Source organism: Candidatus Colwellia aromaticivorans (genome assembly GCF_003333305.1).
GTDB lineage: Bacteria > Pseudomonadota > Gammaproteobacteria > Enterobacterales > Alteromonadaceae > Colwellia > Colwellia aromaticivorans.
This window is the reverse complement of record NZ_QOLD01000101.1, coordinates 15544-37550: the sequence shown is the minus strand read 5'-3', so window position 1 is coordinate 37550 and position 22007 is coordinate 15544. Positions and strand designations below refer to the sequence as shown.

General features: G+C 38.5%; 17 protein-coding genes. 9 read left to right on the top strand and 8 right to left on the bottom strand.

Annotated elements, in window-relative coordinates; all coding sequences use genetic code 11:
• Positions 1–347 precede the first annotated feature (347 nt).
• Positions 348–1718 carry a leucyl aminopeptidase family protein gene (locus DWA31_RS16940; RefSeq protein ID WP_114327749.1) on the top strand — a complete coding sequence of 457 codons (1371 nt, stop codon included), beginning with the start codon at positions 348–350 and terminating at the stop codon, positions 1716–1718.
• 143 nt (positions 1719–1861) lie between these two features.
• Complete coding sequence (locus DWA31_RS16935; protein WP_114327748.1) at positions 1862–2215, top strand: carboxymuconolactone decarboxylase family protein; 354 nt, start codon at positions 1862–1864, stop codon at positions 2213–2215.
• A gap of 122 nt (positions 2216–2337) precedes the next feature.
• Here DWA31_RS16935 and DWA31_RS16930 read toward each other — a convergent pair whose 3' ends face one another.
• Both DWA31_RS16930 and DWA31_RS16925 read right to left on the bottom strand, forming a co-directional pair.
• On the bottom strand, positions 2338–3267 hold the full coding sequence (locus DWA31_RS16930; RefSeq protein ID WP_114327747.1) for an alpha/beta hydrolase: 930 nt from the start codon (positions 3265–3267) through the stop codon (positions 2338–2340).
• On the bottom strand, positions 3255–4478 hold the full coding sequence (locus DWA31_RS16925; protein WP_114327746.1) for an MFS transporter: 1224 nt from the start codon (positions 4476–4478) through the stop codon (positions 3255–3257). Before DWA31_RS16925 ends, DWA31_RS16930 begins: the two co-directional genes overlap by 13 nt.
• A 217-nt stretch (positions 4479–4695) precedes the next feature.
• On the opposite strand from DWA31_RS16925, the gene DWA31_RS16920 reads away from it, so the two are divergent.
• Positions 4696–8151 (top strand): PAS domain-containing hybrid sensor histidine kinase/response regulator, encoded by a 3456-nt coding sequence (locus DWA31_RS16920; protein WP_114327745.1) that lies wholly within the window; start codon positions 4696–4698, stop codon positions 8149–8151.
• Here the strand turns inward: DWA31_RS16920 and DWA31_RS16915 are convergent.
• From DWA31_RS16915 to DWA31_RS16905, 3 genes are all read right to left on the bottom strand, one after another.
• Positions 8148–8816 carry a response regulator transcription factor gene (locus DWA31_RS16915; RefSeq protein ID WP_114327744.1) on the bottom strand — a complete coding sequence of 223 codons (669 nt, stop codon included), beginning with the start codon at positions 8814–8816 and terminating at the stop codon, positions 8148–8150. The genes DWA31_RS16920 and DWA31_RS16915 overlap by 4 nt on opposite strands.
• A 90-nt stretch (positions 8817–8906) precedes the next feature.
• Positions 8907–11150, bottom strand: a complete 2244-nt coding sequence (locus tag DWA31_RS16910) for a TonB-dependent receptor (protein WP_114327743.1) — start codon at positions 11148–11150, stop codon at positions 8907–8909.
• 162 nt (positions 11151–11312) lie between these two features.
• Positions 11313–12254, bottom strand: coding sequence for an extracellular catalytic domain type 1 short-chain-length polyhydroxyalkanoate depolymerase (locus tag DWA31_RS16905; protein WP_114327742.1), 942 nt, complete (start codon positions 12252–12254; stop codon positions 11313–11315).
• Positions 12255–12440: 186 nt separating this feature from the next.
• Here DWA31_RS16905 and greB point away from each other — a divergent pair, with 186 nt between their 5' ends.
• The gene (greB, locus tag DWA31_RS16900) at positions 12441–12920 is read left to right on the top strand and encodes a transcription elongation factor GreB (RefSeq protein ID WP_114327741.1); all 480 of its coding nucleotides are present in this window, start codon (positions 12441–12443) and stop codon (positions 12918–12920) included.
• 96 nt (positions 12921–13016) lie between these two features.
• Here the strand turns inward: greB and traF are convergent, their stop codons facing one another.
• Together traF and DWA31_RS16890 are read right to left on the bottom strand one after the other, a co-directional pair.
• A complete protein-coding gene (traF, locus tag DWA31_RS16895; RefSeq protein WP_114327763.1) occupies positions 13017–14417 on the bottom strand; it encodes a conjugal transfer protein TraF in 1401 nt (466 codons plus the stop codon).
• Between the two features lie 182 nt (positions 14418–14599).
• Complete coding sequence (locus DWA31_RS16890) at positions 14600–15460, bottom strand: peptidylprolyl isomerase (RefSeq protein WP_114327740.1); 861 nt, start codon at positions 15458–15460, stop codon at positions 14600–14602.
• A gap of 106 nt (positions 15461–15566) precedes the next feature.
• Between DWA31_RS16890 and DWA31_RS16885 the strand changes: the two genes are divergently transcribed.
• The 4 genes from DWA31_RS16885 (at position 15567) to rpoZ (ending at position 19408) form a co-directional block, all read left to right on the top strand.
• Positions 15567–16277, top strand: a complete 711-nt coding sequence (locus tag DWA31_RS16885; protein WP_114327739.1) for a DUF445 domain-containing protein — start codon at positions 15567–15569, stop codon at positions 16275–16277.
• 468 nt (positions 16278–16745) lie between these two features.
• A complete protein-coding gene (locus DWA31_RS16880) occupies positions 16746–17936 on the top strand; it encodes an amino acid aminotransferase (RefSeq protein ID WP_114327738.1) in 1191 nt (396 codons plus the stop codon).
• Positions 17937–18239: 303 nt separating this feature from the next.
• A complete protein-coding gene (gene gmk, locus DWA31_RS16875) occupies positions 18240–18863 on the top strand; it encodes a guanylate kinase (protein WP_114327737.1) in 624 nt (207 codons plus the stop codon).
• Positions 18864–19120: 257 nt separating this feature from the next.
• Positions 19121–19408 (top strand): DNA-directed RNA polymerase subunit omega, encoded by a 288-nt coding sequence (gene rpoZ / locus DWA31_RS16870; RefSeq protein WP_114327736.1) that lies wholly within the window; start codon positions 19121–19123, stop codon positions 19406–19408.
• Between the two features lie 122 nt (positions 19409–19530).
• Here the strand turns inward: rpoZ and DWA31_RS16865 are convergent, their stop codons facing one another.
• Positions 19531–19701 carry a hypothetical protein gene (locus tag DWA31_RS16865; protein WP_245942660.1) on the bottom strand — a complete coding sequence of 57 codons (171 nt, stop codon included), beginning with the start codon at positions 19699–19701 and terminating at the stop codon, positions 19531–19533.
• 193 nt (positions 19702–19894) lie between these two features.
• Between DWA31_RS16865 and spoT the strand changes: the two genes are divergently transcribed.
• Positions 19895–22003, top strand: a complete 2109-nt coding sequence (gene spoT, locus DWA31_RS16860) for a bifunctional GTP diphosphokinase/guanosine-3',5'-bis pyrophosphate 3'-pyrophosphohydrolase (RefSeq protein WP_114327734.1) — start codon at positions 19895–19897, stop codon at positions 22001–22003.
• Positions 22004–22007 lie beyond the last annotated feature (4 nt).

Genomic DNA, 22007 nt, shown 5'->3' with positions numbered 1-22007 from the left:
ACTACCCCGTTTGTCCTGAGCCTGTCGAAGGAAGCCTGTCGAAGGAAGCCTGTCGAAGGAAGCCTGTCGCCCTTCGACTGTTCGTTCCTCACGCTCAGGGTGAACGGTATACTACCCCGTTTGTCCTGAGCCTGTCGAAGGAAGCCTGTCGAAGGGAGCACAAACGGCAACGCATAAAATAGCCAGTTGAATAGATACGAATTTTTTAATGTTGTTGATCATACCAGAAACTCACTTAAGCGGATATTGAACTTTAATTGAAAAGTAAATAGCTGCAACACTCCATCTTTAATTTACTTGGGTTAGAATATAATTATCAAACGATTGTAATAATCCCAAGGAATCAAATGAAGTCGTTATTAACTGCACAACATGAAGGCACCCCTCTGTTTGTCTTTGAACAAAAACAACCTTTCGAGTCTTGGTTATCAAAACAGACACCATTTAGTCAAAACTGGCTTAAACAAATAAGCTTTTCAGGTAACGGTTTAGCGCTGATCCCCAATGAACAAGGCGAATTAGCTCAGGCTATTTTTATTGTTGATGATGCCAGTGACTTTTTTGCTTGTGGCGATTTAATTAAAAAACTTCCTACAGGACAATATTTACTGCATGCCGACGCTAAGCATCAGCAAGCTATTTGTTTTGCCTGGCTAATTGGTGCGTATACGTATACCCGTTATGTAACTAAAAGCCCAAACAAGCAGCCTTTACCTATATTAGCAGTCAACGATCAAACACTAGTAGATAGCGCTATAAAGTATGCTGAGGCAACCGCTTTAGTTCGCGATTTAATCAATACACCTGCGGCTGATATGATGCCAAAAAATTTAGGTGAAAGTGCACAAACGCTTGCTGATAATTTTGGCGGCAAGCTCAAACAAATTATCGGTGATGATTTACTTAACGATAACTACCCTACTATTCATGCTGTTGGGCGTGCCAGTATTCACCAGCCGCGCTTAATTGATTTATCTTGGGGTAACAAAAATCACCCAAAAGTAACTTTAGTTGGTAAAGGCGTATGTTTTGACAGCGGCGGCTTAGATTTAAAACCTTCCGCTGGCATGCGTAATATGAAAAAAGACATGGGTGGCTCAGCTCATGTGCTTGGTTTAGCACAGTTAATTATGTCGCATAATTTACCTATCAATTTAAGAGTATTAATTCCTGCGGTTGAAAACGCGGTATCAAACAATGCCATGCGCCCCGGCGATGTGCTAACAACACGCAGTGGCTTGACGGTAGAAATAGACAATACCGATGCTGAAGGTCGCTTGGTTTTATGTGATGCGTTAACCGAAGCAGATCAAGAATCGCCCGAGTTAATTATCGACTTTGCAACATTAACAGGTGCCATGCGCGTTGCTTTAGGAACTGAATTACCCGGCTTTTTTTCCACCTGTGATGACATCGCCACAGGTATAACCAACGCCGGCGGCAAAATTAGTGATCCCGTTTGGCGTATGCCGCTATATCAACCTTATACCGACTTATTTAAAAGTACTATTGCCGATATGACTAACTGCTCTTCAACACCTTTTGGTGGCGCGATTACTGCCGCACTTTATTTGCAAAAGTTTGTGCGTAAAGAAACTAACTGGGTGCATTTTGATGTGATGGCTTTTAATGTTCGTACCTTATCTGGTCGTCCTTTAGGTGGCGAAGCTTTCGGTATACGTGCGGTATTTGATTATTTACAAGCGAAATATAAGTAAATGATAACGAATTGCACCCAATTATGAGCAGCTTTAAAGGCGATGTGCCTGAATACATATTCAAAATTTTAAAATAAAATGAACAGCAAATGAAAGCCTCACGTTACAATAATCCGAGGCTTTATTTTTACTAGGAAAATGATATGACTAAGACATCAGGTGAACAAATTCGCCGACAAGTAATGGGCGATGAATTTGTTGATCGCGCTTTAAATAATACTGATGATTTCACCCAACCAATGCAAGATTACATCAACGACCACGGCTGGGGATCAACATGGCAAAGAGAAGGTTTAGATCGCAAAACGCGTAGTTTAGTAACTATTGCTATGTTAGCCGCATTAAAAGCGCCACAAGAACTAAAAGGCCACATTCGCGGCGCACTCAATAATGGCGCAACAAAAGAAGAAATTCGTGAAGTGCTTTTGCACAGTGCCGTTTATTGTGGTGCCCCTGCAGCACAAGAAGCGTTTAGAGCCGCCAAAGAGGTTCTTTAGTTCAGCCAATATAAAGCGTTAACCGTGATAAGAAACTTTCACAAAAAAACTGGCAGTATGTGAGCACCCACCTACTGCCAACGCCACTATACACATAGTCAGATTAAATATATTTCATAACCCTATGACTGAATAAACTCACCTATCAACCGATAAGTTTCATCACATTCACTTTTAACAATGCTATCAAGCAACATGTAAGCATGGATCATCCCATCAAAAGTAACTTGTTCTACTTTCACTCCTACTTTTTCTAAAGCCTGAGCATAAGCAATGCTTTCATCTCTAAGGGGATCACAACCGGCGGTAAAAATAAGGGTTTGTGGCATACTTTTCGCCATTGGCATAAATAAGGGTGATGCCTGTTCACTCTGTTCTTTGTCTTGCAAGTATTGATTAAAGTACCAAATCATTTTCTCTTTTTCTAATAAAAATCCTGTGCCATTTTCTTCTGTAGAAGCACAGCTCATCGTGTAATCAACACTGGGATAAATAAGGATCTGTTTATCAATTTTAATCGCTGAATTACCGATATTATCGCTTACTAATGTCGTACAAATAGCACCTCCAGCACTGTCTCCAACAATGATTAATTGCTGAGTAAAATTCACGTCTGATAAAACGTCTTGATAATTAGCTAATGCGTACTGGCTATCTTCAACACCTGCTGGGTATGGATATTCAGGTGCTAGGCGATATTCCACCGCTATAACAACACACTTTCCAGCTTTCGCAATTTTTCGGCTAATAGTATCGTATAACTCAATACTGCCACACATATGACCACCACCGTGGTAATGCAAAACCACAGGTAAAGCTTGTTCAGGATCAGGGCTATAGACTCTAACGGGAATAATGTGCGTAGAGGTAACAAAAGCACTTTCTTGTACAAAAGCCAATTCAGGCCCTTCCCCAATAAATACATTTAATTTTTCAAGATTTTCACGTACTAAGCTAGGAGTAAGTTGTATACCACTTTCTTTAAATACTTGAGCAGCAATATTTGCTTGTTCCATCAATCCAATAAGTTTATCTGATATTATGCCTCGCATGAGGACTCCTTTTTTTCAGGTGCTTGTTTAACTTCTAATTTCTTATAGTTTGCCGTTTCTGGCAAAAAGAAGCTACCAATAAAAAATGTACTACTCACAACTGTGATTAAGGTAAAAGCGCGAGTAAAGTCACCTTGGTTGATATCAACCAGTCGACCAAAGTTCCATAGCACTATCGTCGCTATTAAATAACTGATTGAATAAAACAAACTGAATACGACTGTGATTCTTTCCCCTGTCATATTAGGCAATTCGTGAGGGATAGTGACTAGTGCAGTAACAGGAAAAAAGATAAAGAAGCCTAGCGCCATGGCACAAACAGTTTGCAGCCATTCAGCGTTGCCAAAAGACAAACCTAGCACAGTTAAAATAATGACTAAGCCTGACCAACGTATAACCGGAACACGTGCGGTAAACTTTTTACTATAAACAATTCCTGCCAAGGTACCAATAATGCCCGAACCAATAACGAGCGCACTTTGACTAATACCGGCTTTAGGGTAAAAGGTAAATAAACAGATGTAAAAGGCTAGAATTCCTGAATAGGTTAACGCATAAATCCAGTTAAATTTATCTTTCAAACCATCTATATAGGAGTATCTTACTGGCGCTTCCTCGTCTTGTTTAGCCGCTGTATTAGACTCTTTATCTTTCACTAATAACCAAGCAATACTTAACAAAATACTCACTAAAGAAAACATCAATAAGGTATTTTTCCAGCTACCTGTTAGTGAATTAAAATTACTCATCTGCCATAGAATAATACCCGTACCCACATTAAAGGCTACCGCGTTAATACCATTGATTGTGGGTCGTTCCTCTGGTGTAAACCACGCCATTACAATGGGATTAAAGTAAACAATCATAAATGCGCCACCAAGCCCCATCAAAAACCGACTAACGAGCAGTAACTCATAATTTGGCGCCAATGGCGTTAATAGTCCTATAGAAATTAAAATGCCGGAGATAAAAAAAGCTTTTTTTACGCCTACTTTTATAGCCAACCAAGCCGCTATAAAAGTACCAACTATTTTAGCTAAGGTAACCGCGCCACTAATAAAGCTAGCTGAAGCTAAACTGTCAACTTGCATACTTGCCATTATTTGGCCCATGCTCGCCGTTCCGCCAACCCAAGCCATAGCAAATAAGGTATAACTAACGAAAACAAGCATTGCCACTAAGTATTTGTTGTTTATTTTAGGTAGGTTCATTAAAAATATTTCAACTCTACATTATCACTTTTAATCAGCTTAACTAAATAGACAACATAATTATGTACTACCTTCGTTCGCTGTGTTTTTTCTCAACGCATGTTATTGTATTAGTAATCATTTACTCGCGTTATTACAGCAATATTTATACCCGTTCCACTTGAAGATACATTATTCAACATCTTCAAGCGGAGCGATTATATCTAAGGAATAATCTTTGTTAGTTTGGCTCTCTCTAGATACTTGGCTGATATCTTTACTCTCTATTAGCTATTTATTACTACTTTTTGTGGTCGCCTATTGGGGACAAAAAGAAACCAGTAAAAAATGGCTTTCTCGTCCTTGGATATATAGTTTATCGTTAGGTGTTAGTTGTACTTCTTGGGCTTTTTACGGCACAGTGGGTCAAGCCGCAACAACGGGTGCTTGGTTAGCGCCAGTCTATATTGGTACTATTTTATCTTTTGTACTCGCCTGGCCAATGCTGCTCAGAATACTTCGCATTACCAAACAACAAAACTTAACCTCTATTGCTGATTTTATCGCTTGTCGATATGACCGTTCTCCCGCTATTGCCGCAACGGTCACCTTAGTTGCCTTATTAGGCACTATCCCCTATATAGCTTTACAGCTACGCGCTATTAGTAAAAGTTTTGACTTACTCACAGGCTCGTATCAATCAGGCATCAGTACTACGTTTATCATGACACTGGTATTAATTATTTTTAGTATTTTGTTTGGCGCAAGACAAGCAGCAATAAACAAACAAAGCCAAGGCTTAGTGTTAGCAATCGCGTTTAGTTCTGTCATAAAATTATTCGCACTTACTGCGGTTGGAATTTTTGCCACTTTTTTTGTTTTTGATGGTGTTGCCGACTTATTTGCACAATCTCAACACGTAGTAGATAGTCAGCCAACAAGCAACAGTTACTTTGCCATATCTCAAGCCATACTAGGCATGATAACCATCTTCATTCTGCCACAGCAATATCATATGATGATGATAGAAAATCATCAGGAAAATGAACTAAAAAGTGCTCGCTATCTATACCCATTATATTTAATTGCTATTAATATCTTTGTGCTACCTATTGCCCTTGCTGGTCAAAACTTATTTCCCGGTGGAAATGTTAACGCTGATACCTATGTCATCACCATCCCATTATTTTTCCAACAAGCTTGGTTAGGTGGGCTCGCCTATATTGGCGGTTTAGCTGCGGCAACGAGCATGGTCATTGTTGCCACTATTGTATTAAGCACCATGGTAACTACAGAAATAGTTACCCCGTTATTACTGCATTACAATAGCTTTGTCAGCAAACAAAAAACTCAACTGTCACATATGTTACTCAACATACGTAGGGTAGCTATTGCGTTACTGCTACTTTTAGCCTTTACTTTTGAGCGTATAATTAATCAACAGAATCATCTAGCCACCATTGGTTTACTCTCTTTTGTTTTATTATCGCAGTTAGCGCCTTTGGTTATTGGCGCTTTATATTGGCGTAAAGCGACCAAAAAAGCAGCGTTAGCTGGCTTAACTGTTGGTAGCATAATCTGGCTTTACACCTTGTTATTACCTAGTTTACTGACGGAATCGCTCTGGTTAAACACTGGTATCTTTGGCATTAACTGGCTCAAACCTTACGCATTATTTGGCTTCAACTCACTTGATCACATTAGCCACGGGCTACTTTTTAGTTTATTAGCCAACAGCTTATGCTTCATTATAATTTCCTTACTAAGTCATCGTAGCGTGTCAGAAAAGCTACAAACAGAGTTGTTCGTTTACAAGCAACAAGGCGCTTTTGAGCAGAACCTATCCAGTAAAGATTTATATCATTTGTTACAACGGTTTATTAATAACCATGCCGCTGAAACCTTTCTTCATGATTATGCCAAGCAATTAACAAGTACTAAGGCCTCCGAGAAATTAATTGACTATACCCGTTTACAACTCTCCAGTGTACTCGGCTCTGCTTCTACCCGTATGGTAATGAAAGCTGTGACCACACAACAAACAATGCCACTACAAGATGTAGTGAATATTGTTGATGAGGCCAATAAACTCTTTCACTTTAATCGAGAGTTATTACACGCTGGCGTTGAAAATATTGAGCAGGGTATTAGTGTTATTGATGCGGATATGCGTATCGTTGCTTGGAATAAACGCTATATTGAGTTACTTGGCTACCCCGCTGAGATAGTGAAGGTTGGCAAGCCCGTTGCAGAGCTTATTAGCTTTAACGCAGAGCGCGGCATTATTATCACCCGTAAGAACAATGTAAATACTAAAGAAAACGAGGATGACTTTATCAGTCGTCGTATTGAGCATATGCGCCAAGGCAATAGTCACCATTTTCAACGTGAAATGCCTAGCGGGATTGTGTTAGAAATTCGTGGACAAGCAATGCCAGGCGGTGGTTTTGTTAGTACTTTTTCAGATATAACCTCCCATATTGAAGCGACAAAAGCGTTACAACAAGCCAATGAGAATTTAGAACAAAGAGTCACCGAACGCACAATAGAACTAACCAAAGCAAAAGCCGAAGCCGAAGCTGCCAATACCAGTAAAAGTAAGTTTTTAGCTGCTGCTAGTCATGATCTAATGCAACCTTTCAATGCGTTATCGCTATTTACCAATATGCTTAACAAAAAAGTACAAGGGAGTGACTTAGCAGAATTAGCAACTAACATACAATATTCATTAAGCGCAGCAGAAAGTTTACTAGCTGATTTGGTTGAAATATCTAGACTTGATAATAGCTCGCAAAAAATTGATATTCACTGTTTTTCAATTAACGACTTACTCGAGCCATTAGGTAAAGAGTTTTCCTTAATGTCTCAACAAGCAGGCTTACAATTTAACTATGTAAAATCAACATGTATCGTTGAAACCGATCAAAGACTACTGCGCCGTATAGTACAAAATTTTTTATCAAATGCTCTAAATTACTGTCCTCAAAAGAATAGCCAAGGAAAAGTACTACTTGGCGTTAAACACCAGAAAAATAAACTAGTTATTGAAGTATGGGATAATGGCCCAGGTATCGGTTTAGCGGATCAGCAAACAATTTTCAAAGAATTCGAGCGTTTAAAACAAACACAAGATAAATCTGGCTTAGGCTTAGGGCTAGCGATTTGTGAGCGTATTGCAAAATTACTAAACGTTGATATAGCGGTAAAATCAACCCTAGGAAAAGGTACCTGCTTTAGTGTCACCTTACCTCGAAGCACGGTAAAGCTAACACCAATGCCCGCTGTAGAGACTAGTACACAAAATAAAACGGCAAGTGAATTTATCGACCTACCCATTTTATTAGTTGATAATGAAGCCATCATGCTCAAAGCCATACAGTCACAACTACAAGAATGGGGCTGTAAAGTACTCGCGGTTAAGGATGAAAAAAACCTAACAACCTCACTCACTAAACAAGACTTTATCCCAACGATAATTATTTCTGACTATCATTTAGACAACGACGAAAATGGCGTAGATTTAATACAAAGAACACTGTCGAAGCAAGCTTGGCAAGTACCTTGTATTATTTGCTCAGCTGATCCATCAGAGCAAGTACGAGAGCACACCAATAGTGCGCAATTTTATTTTATGCGCAAACCAATAAAGGCCTTAGCATTGAAAAAACTAATGAAGCAGTTATTGATGAGCTAGTTTATAGAGGCATTTTCTTGCGGTGCTAGCATTAATTGCTGATACACTAAACCCGCTTGAGTACGGTTATAAACGCCCAGTTGCAGTAAAATTGCCGACACATGTTTTTTTACCGTATTTTCTTTAATATCTAAAATCCCTGCAATCTGCTTATTTAACTGCCCATCGGCAACCAAAGATAAAACGGTATACTGTTGAGGCGTCAGTTGCGCCAACTGCTGCGCTAATTTTTTATGCTCTTGGGCTAACTTAGCATCATTATTAACCGGCATATTAACCGGCAGCCAAGTGTTGCCCGCCAGTACGGTATTAATCGCTTGTGCAATGGTTGTTAAGTCAACTGACTTAGGAATAAAAGCAGCTGCGCCAAAATTAATCGCTTTTTGCATAATGTCTGGATTTTCATCTGAAGACACCATAATAACGATTAAATCAGGATGGTTGTTTTGCAATTGGGTCAAGCCAGTAAAACCATCATTACCCGGCATATGTAAATCTAAAAAGATAATTTCTAACTCAGGTGACTTATCAATTTCAACCAGTAAATCATCAAAGCTTGATGCCTCTTTAATATCTGCATCAGGCATACAGTCAACTACCGCTTGTTTTAATGCAGTACGAAATAACGGATGATCATCAGCAATAACTACTTTAGCTTGATTCATAATAATTCCTTTTAGAAAAACAATTTGCTTATTATCAAAAAAAGAGCCGGTAAAAACCAGCTCTGTTTCTTTTTCAATATAGAATGATTTTTAGAAACTATAACCAACAGTTAATGCAACAGTGCTAGGATCACCGTAATAAGCAATTAGGCCGTTGTCAATATGGCCATACGGATAAGCACCAACAGCATATTCTTCATCGGTAACATTTTTCCAATGTAGTGCTGCCGTCCAATCGCCTTCTGGGCTGTACCAGTTAACGCCTAAGTTAAGTAAGCCATAACCGTCTTGAATCAACGTGTCTCTAACTTCTACTAATTGATATTCACCACGATAGTAGTAATTACCATTAACAATAAAAGAGCCAAAATTTGTTTCAATATCGTAAGTAACACCAACGTTAGCTGTTAAATCAGGCGTATTAGCAATTACATAACTATCTGAAATATCGTTATAACCACCATCGCCATCATACTCAAGTATTTCAGTAAATTCACTATCAATATAACCTAAGGCAAAATTAAAGTTTAAGTTATCTGTTGCCGCATATTCTACATCAAGCTCTATACCAATCGCTTCAGATGCACCAATATTACCTAAACGTGATTCTCCTGCAGGGTTTTCTGGGGTTTGAACAATACTTTTATATTGACGATCTGAATGTTCAAGTGCGAAAATTGTTGCATTAACACGTAATTGATCGAACCATTCACTTTTAATACCTAACTCAATTGAATCAACAATTTCAGGGTTAACCGCAGGCTCATTACTTGATGCACGCGGGTTAAAAGTGCCTGATTTAAAGCCTTGGGAATAACTAGCAAAAACCATCATGTCGTCATTAACTTGATACTCAACACCTACTTTAGGTGTAAATCGAGACCACGTTTCATTACCATCTAACACTTTAGTTTTTTCTAAATCAGGACGAACATAATCAGGAATCCAATCTGAATAAGGGTAGACTATTCCGCCAAAATTATCATTGAACACCCATGCTGTTTTTTCTTCTTCCGTATAACGAGCGCCTAAAGTCATTGAGAATTTATCAGTGAAATTATATGAACCTTGTGCATAGGCTGCATAGCTTTCAGAATTATTACAACCACTTACTTCAAAGGTTAAAAATGCTTTATAGATAGCGTCATACTGACCACATGACTCACCGTCAAAGTAATACAAACCTGATACTAGAGTTAAATTATCATCGCTATAGTTTAACTGAAATTCTTGACTAACCTGTTCATCACTATATAGAGCAGGTACATCAAAAGTTTGTACTAAAGTATTATCAAAATCTATATTGGTAACTGAAGCATTTTCACGTGCGGCAGTAACTGATTTTATTGACCAAAAATCATTAATGTAATATTCCGCCGTTAAGCTCCATCCTTCACTTTCAACTGTATTCCAAGTAGGTAAACTGCTATAAGAATTGTAAATATCATCTTGTACGGCGCCACTATCACCAATAGCAGGGTTATCTTCAGGTGAAATATCACTAGCGAGTAAACGATGACCACCTTTTGAGTTTGAATCATCATTCGTTTGATCGTAGTTAAAACGGAAGAATAAATCATCAGTAGGGATAAATTCAACCGTTACTCTGCCAGCAAAAATATCTTTATTATAGTTTTCTGAATCTTGACCATCTAAAGTCGTTCCAAGAAAATCGCCATAACCATCACGCGTTAAACTTGCAAGAGCAAAACCAACATACAATTTATCATCTATTACTGGCATTTTACCGGCAACTTTATAATCTTGACGACCATAGTTACCAAGCGTTGCTTTCAAATCAAATTCCATATCACCCGACATTTTCTTAGTGACATATTTAATAGCACCGCCAATGGTGTTCTTACCGTATAAACTACCTTGAGGACCACGTAATACCTCAATACGTTCCACATCAATAATATCAAGTACTGCACCTTGTGGACGAGCTATATAAACATCATCAACATAAATCCCCACACCTGGTTCATAACCCCAAAGTGGATCCTCTTGACCAACACCACGAATAAAAGCAGTGAGCGTTGAGTTAGTACCACGGCTATTTTGTAAAGTAGTATTTGGCGAAAATTGCTGAATTTCAGTCATGACACTTATGCCACCTTGAGCCAGCTGCTCAGCACCAACCGAAGTTACGGCTACTGGTACATTTTGCAACGTCTCTAAAGATTTACGCGCAGTAACCTCAATCCGTTCAAGACCAGAATCATTAGCCGCAGGAGATGCGTCCGTTGTTTCTTGTGCAAGTGCTAAGTTACTGGTTAATGCCGCGGTAATAGCCAAGGCGAGATAACTTCTATTTCTGTTGTGATGTTTCATGAAGGAACCCTTATTAATAATTATTTTATGTTTTTAGTTAATGTGTTTTTATTTTGTTAGTGAAGCTTTTTTGCCAACTAATAACACTCTATCTGATAAATTTCAAAAAATAATTAGCACTATAGTGCCATAAGCAAGCTATTGTTTTAAATGTGGATTTTATTACTCATGGCTTATTGATAAAGATAACTGCCAAAAGTCAATGACATGTTTTACAGTACTGACTGGCGAGGCTAATAAATAATCCGACACCTCTCCACCATTTTCAACTTGCGGATTGACCATAATGCCGTGGCCAAGATTGCTCACTTCAATTAACTCTACTCGTGCTTCTTTAGCTGAATTTTGCCAGCGAGTAATGGTATATCCTGATTTTTTATTAATAATTGGTTTATTCTCTAATGTAGATAAGTTAGCCCATTGCTGGGCAAACACAGATGAGTTCAATGGGTTAACAATACTATCGTTTTCTCCTGTCCAAACGGACAGTTTAGGCCAATTTGTTTGTTGCGGATTGATGTTTTTGACTAGTGTAGCCAGTTCATCGGCAGTTTGTGAAGGACCATTTCTCATACACGAAATACCAGTGATTAAACCATCGGCGCAAGGAAAAGGGATACCTGCCACCACGGCCCCACCAGTAAACAATGTGGGGTAATTAGCTAACATACCACTTGCCATCGCACCGCCACCTGATAAGCCAATAATGTATACATCTTCACTACCCAATTTCGCTTTAAAACGATTTATCATATTTTTTATTGATAAGGTTTCACCTAAGTCTCTAGTGAAATCATCCGCTGAATACCAATTAAAACAACGTTTAATATTATTACTCAAGCCTTGTTGTGGTAGTAATAAAGCAAAATTATGTTTTTTTGCCAAACCGAATAAACCACTCTGCAGTGCAAGTTCATCACCCTGCTGAGCACAACCATGTAACAGTACTACCAAAGCAGGATTTTCAATATTAGGCGTAAAGTAACTGGCTTCAAGATCACCCGGATTTTCACCAAATTTTTCCAGTTTAAGAAAATCAGCTTGAGCAGATAAGCTAACCCCTATGGTTAGCAATAAAATAACAAGTGGTTTTAGTCTCCGCATATGGTGTTTACTCGAATAGATTTTTTGTTATCATGACTGACTTTCAATGAACTTTTCAATGGCACTTTAGTGTAATGGCATCTGGGTGTATCATGATCCATCTCTAAATTAATACCAATTGAAGTAATGAATAGAGCACTCATTACTTCATTTTATATAACAACCTTCTAATAACGAGTTAATGTTGTGAAGACTAAATTAATTACCCGCGTTGGTTACGAAAAACTGCAAAAAGAACATGATTACCTATGGAAGGTTAAGCGCCCAGAAATAACAAAAATTGTCTCTTGGGCTGCAAGCTTGGGCGACCGCTCAGAAAATGCCGATTACCACTTTAACAAACGCGTGTTACGTCAAATAGACAGCAGAGTGAGGTTTTTGCGAAAACTGCTGCCCGAGCTAAAAATTGTTGATTACTCGCCTCAACAAGAAGGTAAAGTTTTCTTTGGTGCTTGGGTAGAAATAGAAAATGAAACCGGAGACATTAAAAAATTTAGAATTGTAGGCCCAGAAGAAATTTATGGTGATGCTAAAGGCTATATTTCAATAGACTCACCAATGGCACGGGCGCTGATCAAAAAAGAAGTTGATGATGACATTGGTGTAATGACGCCTGAAGGCGAGAAAGAGTGGTGCATTAATTCAATCACATATGAAAAAAAATAACACGGGGGCTGCTACATCACAATACTCATCTCTTTCAACCTATTACGGTGTATGCTGCTCAGTTAGGTAGACATTTCAATTTGATAACCTTATTCATTAATAATCAAACTGTACGCCTACTCGAATATTTACCCCACGTCTAATTTCATCGCCATCAAGTGTTACAGTATCTAAGGTGGTAGCAAGATCAATATTAATAAACTTCATTACCGTAACGCCCGCATTTAAATACGCTAATTTAGTACCCGCTAAATTTCGACTAAAACCAACTCTTGCACTAGGTAACCACCAATTATCAGCAGCATAACCTGCGGTTACCGTTAACCATTGATATTGGTCTCTCATTGGATCTTCTACCGAATTAGCATCCAATTCCGCGTTTAAGCTCCAATGACGTTGCTCTGTATAAATGCCCGCCTCAAGCTTCACCTGACGCTGCATGGTAAATTCTTCATGATAATCTAGCTTCGTTAAGATGTTCTTCGAACTAAAGCGTCTACGATCGATTTCAGGAAACTCATAAGTATGTTCGAACAAACTCGTTATTGATGCGCCCAATTGATAATGCGGCGCAGCCCATACAAGCCCTAAATCAAGATCAAAGCCATTTTCATAGACATAATTTGCATCTTTTATATCATCAAACAAGGCTTCTGAATCAGTAATATCACCTATTCTAGAACTAACATTCGTCAACCCAACGCGATAAAAAGTGGGTTTAATTCCCCAATATAAATCACCAGAATCAAACGATTGCATTTGGCGGCTATAAGACAATGAAAATTGACTGATTTTAGTCGCTTTCACTAATAGCAAACTATCATTATCAACGGTTAGCTTTACTTTGTTATTAGCGGGATTATAAAAAAGCGTAATACCACCACTTAAATCGATGTCTTGAATGGGGTCTGTTTCTTCAAAATTGGGAATAGTACTTAACTGTGTTTTGGCAAATTCACTATCAAACGTAATGGGCTCAAGAATACCAATGGCTTTGGCATTTCCTTTATAAGAAGCACCAATCATTAACGTGCCACCATAAAGGGTATCATTTAAAACAAAGGTCATTTCTCCTGTAGCTTCAGCTTTAGCATAACCTTCAGCAGCAATAAGTGCTAACAAACCTGCCGTTACCGACACTTTATCTTTAACCGCATCGAGGCGATCTTCTAATTCAGGATATTCGTTAAAAAGATCGTCCCAAGTAGAATCTCTTATTGGGTTTTCTGGGGTTGGCGGCAGAGTAGGATCTACAGGTTCATTAGGTGGCTTAAAGTCATTTGACAATTCATCAAACTTCGCAAATAGCTCGTTTAAATCACCATATTCAATCCCTACTCCAAATTCAATTAATCCCCCTGTTATTACATGGGGATCTTTACGCTTAAAAATTAACGCTGCCGCCGCGGGATTTCCTACGTTAGACAATGATTTTTGTGAGTAGTTTAAGCTAGCACTACGCGGCTGAATGTCTGCCATTGCGGTAGTAAAAGGCATCACTAAAACAACACCAAATGTAAGACTAATAACTTTTTTTAGGTAGCAGTGCTGCGATGCAAGTTGTCGAATAAAAAAGAAGAACAAAATATTTTCTCGTGATATAAAAGTTCATAGGGACAATAAAACATTTTACTAATATTTCAATGCAAAATAATGGTCATTTACCAATCAATAACATTTTAAAGCTTGCCTTTTTTTACGAGCCTACTTTGAATTGGCACTTGGCAAATATCTAATACTGATGGTGGTTTTTTATAGAAAAAGTCACTTTCTCTGGCACGACGTTTGATTAGTCGCTCAGAAAAAACTGCTGATTCTGTATTTTCAATTTCAATAATAATACGGTCTTTTAAGGGAATATCCACCATTAATTTCATACTAACAATAGGAGTATGATCTCGGCTGTCTACCGCATATTCTCCTGCAATAACCGAAGTGCGCTTTATTGCTTGAATGTGCTCCATGCCATAAACCACTCGACCAAATATAGTCATTATTTTATCTAAATACCGTGGGGCTTGTCCAATAACAAAATAAAAATGACTCGATGCAGAGTCTGCCTCATTGCTTCTTGCCATTGCTAATGTACCAGGGCAATGGGTTAACCAGGCACTTTTATTGTTATCACTTGCCAAAGCAAAGCCGTCTTTAAATCCTGTTATTGCGGCAAATAAGTCGTTGTTTTGCACTTGAGTAAAAGAGTAATCATTCCCTGTTAAAAATTGCCCCTCCATTGCCAATACTGAAACTGATTTATCTTTATCACCCCCCTCTTTAGGACCCGCTTGAGCGACAAAACCGTCAATCACACGGTAAAACTTAGTACCATCGTAAAATGATTTTTTTACTAACGCTGAAAATTGTTCAACATGCTTAGGCGAAAATTGCGGTGCTAACTCAATCACCACTTTACCATGAGGTAATGTAAGCAATACGGTATTATTAATATCTAGCACACGCCATTGCTCACTTGTAGAGTTGTCTGCGCCACAGGCACTCATGAAAACAAAGGAAAATAGAACAACTAATTTTTTAAACATTGAATAAATCCCTCAATTCGGATAAATATGAACATCATTTTAGCGAAGTAAATTCAATGCTATCATAGCGTTTATAGCCAAGCGAATTCAAACGACGGAATCTTTAGTGAATAAAAGTATCATCACCAACTTAATAGCCTTTATTGCAACACTTGTAGGCTACATTTCGGAGCAGCATCTCATTTTTACTGTTGGTTTATTTGCATTATCAGGTGCTATCACTAATTGGCTAGCGATCCACATGCTTTTTGAAAAAGTACCAGGGTTATACGGCTCAGGTGTTATTCCTGCACGATTTGAGGATTTTAAATTAGCCATTCGTCAGTTAATGATGGAGCAATTTTTTACCAAAGAAAATATCGACCGCTTTTTATCAAGTAACTCTGGTAGTGCCGCATCTATTGATTTGAGCCCTATAATAGAAAAAGTAGACTTATCACCCGCTTTTGACAGTTTAGTATCAGTGATAGAAACCTCATCATTTGCACCCATGCTAGCGATGGTGGGTGGCACTGAAGCATTACAACCAATGAAAGAGCCCTTTATTGAAAAGATGAAGGTTTCTATTCAAGACATCACCCAAAGTGAACAGTTTAGTACGCTATTACGTGACGAATTAGAACAGCCCAATATGATTGCGAGTATGCAGGATAAAGTTAGCGACATTATTGAAAAGCGCCTTAATGAATTAACACCACAGTTAGTGAAAGAAATCATTCAAGCGATGATAAAAAAACACTTAGGTTGGTTAGTGGTTTGGGGCGGTATTTTTGGTGGCCTGATTGGTTTGATTGCCGCGCTAACTAATAATTTTTAGTGCTTATCCAAAACCCAATCACAAACTAGAAAAATTAGTCTCAATTTTTATCTTAAATATCTTAATTTTGACGCACTTTTGAGCTATTCTTGTTTTTAACTATTTCTTTCAATTAATACCAAATGAAATAATGAATGAAATAATGAATGAAATAATGAATGAAATAATGAATGAAATAATTCAGAGGGGTTCAGGGAAGATAGAACAAGCAAAATTTGTGCATATATAGTCATTCTATATCAAACAAATTTGTGACGTTATCACTTTCCTGACAAGCTCCCAAGGGCGAGTTTAAAAGGTATATATGCGGCGTTATTGATTTTGACAAGGGAATAACCATTCTCTTCAATCAATGCCTTGCCTCTACACCTTTTAATTCTCGCTGAATGATCTATTCATTACATCAATTGGTATAAAGGGTTTAATTCATTAAATTATACCCGTTAAAATATAAGGTAAATTCCAACCATGTTTGCTAGTTTAAAAGCTTTGCCTGCCGATCCTATTTTAGGCCTTTTGTCTAAGTATCGAGAAGATACTAACCCCAAAAAAATTGATTTGGGTGTTGGCGTATACAAAAATGAAGCCGGTGAAACTACCGTGCTTAATTGTGTAAAAAAAGCCGAGCGTTACCGCACTGATACTGAAACCAGTAAGGTTTATATTGGTCCAACAGGTTCAAGCCTTTTTAATGATGAAATGGCCAACCTTATTTTTGGCTCAGACCACAAGGTGTTAAACGAAAACCGTGCTCGCACTGTGTCTACTCCTGGTGGTACTGGTGCACTTCGTGTAGCGGCTGAATTTATTAGATCATGCAAAGCTGGTGACACCATTTGGGTCAGCAATCCAACATGGGCTAATCACACAGCTTTATTTGAAGCTGCAGGTTTAACGGTAAAAACCTACCCTTATTATGATTACGATAATAAAGACTTAGACTTTGACGGTATGTTAGCTGCACTTAAACAAATATCGTCTGATGATGCTGTGTTATTACACGCTTGTTGTCATAACCCAAGTGGTATGGATTTAAACCAAGAGCAATGGCAACAAGTTGTTGAAGTAGCTAAGTCGGTTGGCTTTACTCCTGTTATAGATATGGCATATCAAGGGTTCGGCCAAGGTTTAGACGAAGATGCATATGGCTTACGTCTTATGGCAGAATCAGTAAACGAAATGATTGTTTGTAGTTCATGTTCGAAAAATTTCGGCTTATACCGTGAACGTATAGGTGCTTGTACTCTTATTGGCAAATCAAGCTTGCAGGCTGATATTGCCACTTCTGTATTATTATCAGTAATAAGGGGTATTTACTCGATGCCGCCAGCACACGGTGCGGCACTTGTTGAAACCATTTTATCTTCAGACGAATTACGCAACGAATGGTATAGTGAATTGGCTGAAATGCGAAATCGCATTAATGGTAATCGCCAGCTAATCGCCAATAAGCTAGTTGAAAATGGTGTAACTCGTGACTTTAGCTTTATTACTCGTCAAACAGGTATGTTCTCTTTCTTAGGTATCACTCCTGAGCAAGTTCAACAACTACAAGATGAGTACAGCATTTACATGGTTGACTCAAGCCGAGTAAGTATTGCCGGTATTGCTAACAGTAATGTAGATTACTTAGCGCAATCTATTGCCAAAATATTATAGATAAAAAAATAGTAACTACTCACCTATCGTCACTCCCGAGATGTTTTAATCGGGAGTCTAATGTTTAAAATAGGCAGATTCCGGCTTCAGCTTTGGTGTCCAGACCAAAGCTAGACCCTACGTCCCGTAGGCAAAGACACAACCGGAATGACGTGCACGCTGGGTATGGTGAATAATTACAAAAAATAATAAGTATTCATGCTTATTTATCATCAAGGCTAGGCTTTTTTTATTCTAATAGAGTAAAGTGAAACTTAGCTTTTTTCGTCTTAGTTTACTCATAATCAAAGGAAGGGAAACATTGTGACAGCCCCCGGTAATTTATTTATTCTTTCTGCGCCTAGTGGTGCTGGAAAATCTAGCCTGATCAATGCATTACTAGAACAAAAATCAAGTAGACCCATGCAAGTATCGGTATCTCACACTACACGAGATCCTCGTCCCGGTGAAAATAACGGCGAACATTATCACTTTGTTTCCATTGCTACGTTTAAAAAGCTCATTAAAAACAATGCTTTTTACGAATATGCTGAAGTTTTTGATAATTGTTACGGCACCTCTGAAGCCGCAATAGATGCTCAGCTTGCTCAAGGCGTCGATGTTTTTCTTGATATCGACTGGCAGGGTGCTCAACAAGTACGTATGAAAAAGCCTTCCGTAACAACTGTATTTATTAGCCCCCCCTCAAAAAAAGAATTAGAAAGTCGTTTACGAGGCAGAGGACAAGACAGTGAGGAAATTATCACAAGCAGAATGGCGAAAGCGCAGAATGAATGTTCGCATTTTCAAGAATTCGATTACATTATTATTAATGATGATTTTAAACAGGCCCTAGCTGACTTAACCACCATAGTTAATAATCAACGACTCAAGCGTACCCAACAAGTGGCACAGCATAAAGTTTTATTAGATGAACTAATTTGTTAGGGGCTGTTGATCTTTATTTATCGTGCTGGCGATAAACACGTAAGAGAGTTACCTACTTATTAGTTCAACATCACATTGATAAATACGACTTTATGCAAAGCGGTGTTAAAGGCTATTTAGCCGCTAAAGTAGAAAATTCAGATAACAAAAAAATTAATGTACTACAATTTATGCCCGAACAAAGTCTTTTACTTGCTAAATGACCTATCGATCAGTAAAATGCAGCGCTATTTTATAAATTTAGTTGGAGTGACCAAATGGCTCGCGTAACTGTTGAAGATGCCGTAGAAAAAGTCGGTAATCGTTTTGATTTGGTGTTAGTTGCATCACGTCGTGCTCGTCAAATTGCAACGGGCGGTAAAGACCCTTTGGTTGAAGTCGAAAATGACAAACCAACCGTATTGGCTTTACGTGAAATTGAAGCAGGTTTAATTACCGATGCTTTAATGGATACATCAGATCGCCAAGCACAAATTCAGCAAGACAGTGCTGAATTAGATGCCGTTGCGGCAATTGTTGGTAGTCAAACACAAGAATTAGGTTAAACAAGCAACCACGCTTACTTTTCCTTGTAAACGCGTAACTTTTCTCTATTACTAATAGAAAATAAGTTACGCGTTTTTTATTGCTTATTGTACCATACCCGTTCCACTTGAATATGCCGATTTCAGCTGGAATTAGAAACGCCTTTAGGCAAGGCATTGATTGAAGAGAATGGTTGTTCAGGATAATGTGCTCCTGCATTATCTAGTAAGCTACATCCATGTAGCGCCATTCTCAAAATCAATAACGCAGTATAAAGCGTTTCTAAACCAGCCCTTTGGGGAAGGCTGAGCAAATAATACTCTGCGTTACATTTCTTTTTAAGGGAATGACCCTTAATAAAAAAATGTGCCTTGATTATGAATCGCTAAGACTTCCTGAAACGAGTATATTCAAGTGGAGCGGGTATACAGATGACTTCACAATTTACTTTGCATTTGACGCAAAGCCACGTATTCTAGTCATTTACCATCAATTGGGAGTGATAGGTGTATCTATTTGAACCATTAAAAGAATTAAGCTCTACTTACCTATCAAAAGTGCAAGTAGACCTGCTCAAAGATGCCTATCTTGTAGCAAGAGATGCACACGATGGTCAAATGCGTTCAAGCGGTGACCCTTATATTACTCATCCGGTTGCCGTAGCAGTTAATCTAGCCCAAATGAATCTAGATCATGAAACCTTAATGGCAGCACTACTGCATGACGTTATAGAAGACACCCCGGTTACTAAAGATGAGCTCGCAGAATTATTTGGTCATACGGTTGCAGAACTCGTTGAGGGGGTGAGTAAACTCGATAAGCTAAAGTTCGATAATAAAGAAGAAATGCAAGCAGAAAACTTCCGTAAAATGGTTTTGGCCATGGTGCAAGATATACGTGTTATTTTAATTAAATTAGCTGACAGAACCCATAACATGCGTACTCTTGGAGCTTTACGCCCCGATAAACGCCGTCGTATAGCCCGTGAAACGCTTGAAATTTATGCCCCCATCGCTAACCGTCTTGGTATTCATGATATTAAAAATGAATTGGAATTACTCGGCTTTCAGGCGCTTTACCCTATGCGTTCTAGAGCACTGAAGTCAGCAGTAAGTAGCGCTCGCGGTAATCGAAAAGCCATTATTAATAATATCCAAGAAGAAATATCAGCACGCTTATCTGAGAGCGATATTGACGCTGAAATTATCGGTAGAGAAAAGCACCTATACTCTATTTATCGTAAAATGCTTAATAAAGAGCTGATGTTCAATGAGGTCATGGATATTTACGCCTTTCGCGTGATTGTTGGCGATAAAATCGACGATTGTTATCGCGCATTAGGCGCTATGCATAACTTATTTAAACCCATTGACGGTCGCTTTAAAGATTATATCGCCATTCCTAAAACTAATGGTTATCGTTCGTTACATACTTCGCTCATTGGCCCTCATGGGATCCCTGTTGAAATACAAATCAGAACCAAAGGCATGGAACAAATGGCTGATAGGGGCGTTGCCGCTCATTGGTTATATAAAGAAGGTGGTGGTAACGCCGACACTACTGCACAAATGAAAGCTCGTCGTTGGATGCAAAGCTTACTAGAATTACAACAAAGCGCCGGTAGTTCTTTTGAATTTATCGAAAATGTAAAATCCGACCTATTTCCAGAAGAAATTTACGTGTTTACCCCAGAAGGGCGTATTATTGAATTACCGATGGGCGCTACCGCAGTTGATTTTGCTTATGCGGTGCACACAGACGTTGGTAATTCATGCGTAGGCGTAAAAGTTGATCGCAAACCTTACCCTATGAGCCGAGCATTATATTCCGGACAAACTATTGAAGTAATCACGTCTGCTGCAGCTAGACCTAACGCTACCTGGCTCAACTTTGTAGTAACGGCAAAGGCTCGTTTGCAAATAAGAACTTATTTACGCAGTCGAGAAAAAACAGAATCAAAAGCACTAGGGTTACGCTTATTAAATCATGCTTTAGGCAACATATCACTTGACGATATACCCGAAGATAAAATTGACGCGGTTATACAGCAAAATGGTAATAAGGATTTAGATGGCTTATTGACTAATATTGGCTTAGGTAATGCGTTAAGTATTGGTATAGCCAGACGACTTACCGATGAATTTACTGAAGACAGTGAATTAACCCCAACAAACAGCAAAGCCAAAATGCCTATTAAGGGTACCGAGGGAATGTTAGTTAATTATGGAAAGTGTTGCCGCCCTATTCCAGGGGATACAATTTTAGCCTATTTAAGTCCAGGAAAGGGCTTGATGGTGCACCAACAAGGCTGTACAAACATTAAAGGCTATGAGTCTGGCGCTTTATTCCCAGTAAAATGGGATAGTGATATCGATAAAGAGTTTATTGCTAAACTTAGAATAGAAATAATCAACCATCAAGGTGCATTAGCACAGCTAACTAACGTAATAGCCAAGTGTGGCTCCAATGTACATAGTTTAAATTCGGGCGAAAAAGAAGCGGGTCTTTATATTATCGATATGGAAATAACCTGTCGTGACCGTATTCATTTAGCTGATATTATAAGAAAAATTAAGGTAATGGTTGATGTTCAACGCGTCATCCGTAATAAATAAAAAG

Bases quoted from the DNA above. Each gene is read 5' to 3' on its own strand.
- traF (WP_114327763.1), bottom strand. From the start codon at position 14,417: ATGCCTTTTACTACCGCAATGGCAGACATTCAGCCGCGTAGTGCTAGC.
- DWA31_RS16910 (WP_114327743.1), bottom strand. From the start codon at position 11,150: ATGAAACATCACAACAGAAATAGAAGTTATCTCGCCTTGGCTATTACC.
- DWA31_RS16940 (WP_114327749.1), top strand. From the start codon at position 348: ATGAAGTCGTTATTAACTGCACAACATGAAGGCACCCCTCTGTTTGTC.
- DWA31_RS16915 (WP_114327744.1), bottom strand. From the start codon at position 8,816: ATGAATCAAGCTAAAGTAGTTATTGCTGATGATCATCCGTTATTTCGT.
- DWA31_RS16880 (WP_114327738.1), top strand. From the start codon at position 16,746: ATGTTTGCTAGTTTAAAAGCTTTGCCTGCCGATCCTATTTTAGGCCTT.
- DWA31_RS16890 (WP_114327740.1), bottom strand. From the start codon at position 15,460: ATGTTTAAAAAATTAGTTGTTCTATTTTCCTTTGTTTTCATGAGTGCC.
- DWA31_RS16905 (WP_114327742.1), bottom strand. From the start codon at position 12,254: ATGCGGAGACTAAAACCACTTGTTATTTTATTGCTAACCATAGGGGTT.
- DWA31_RS16925 (WP_114327746.1), bottom strand. From the start codon at position 4,478: ATGAACCTACCTAAAATAAACAACAAATACTTAGTGGCAATGCTTGTT.
- DWA31_RS16935 (WP_114327748.1), top strand. From the start codon at position 1,862: ATGACTAAGACATCAGGTGAACAAATTCGCCGACAAGTAATGGGCGAT.
- DWA31_RS16930 (WP_114327747.1), bottom strand. From the start codon at position 3,267: ATGCGAGGCATAATATCAGATAAACTTATTGGATTGATGGAACAAGCA.
- rpoZ (WP_114327736.1), top strand. From the start codon at position 19,121: ATGGCTCGCGTAACTGTTGAAGATGCCGTAGAAAAAGTCGGTAATCGT.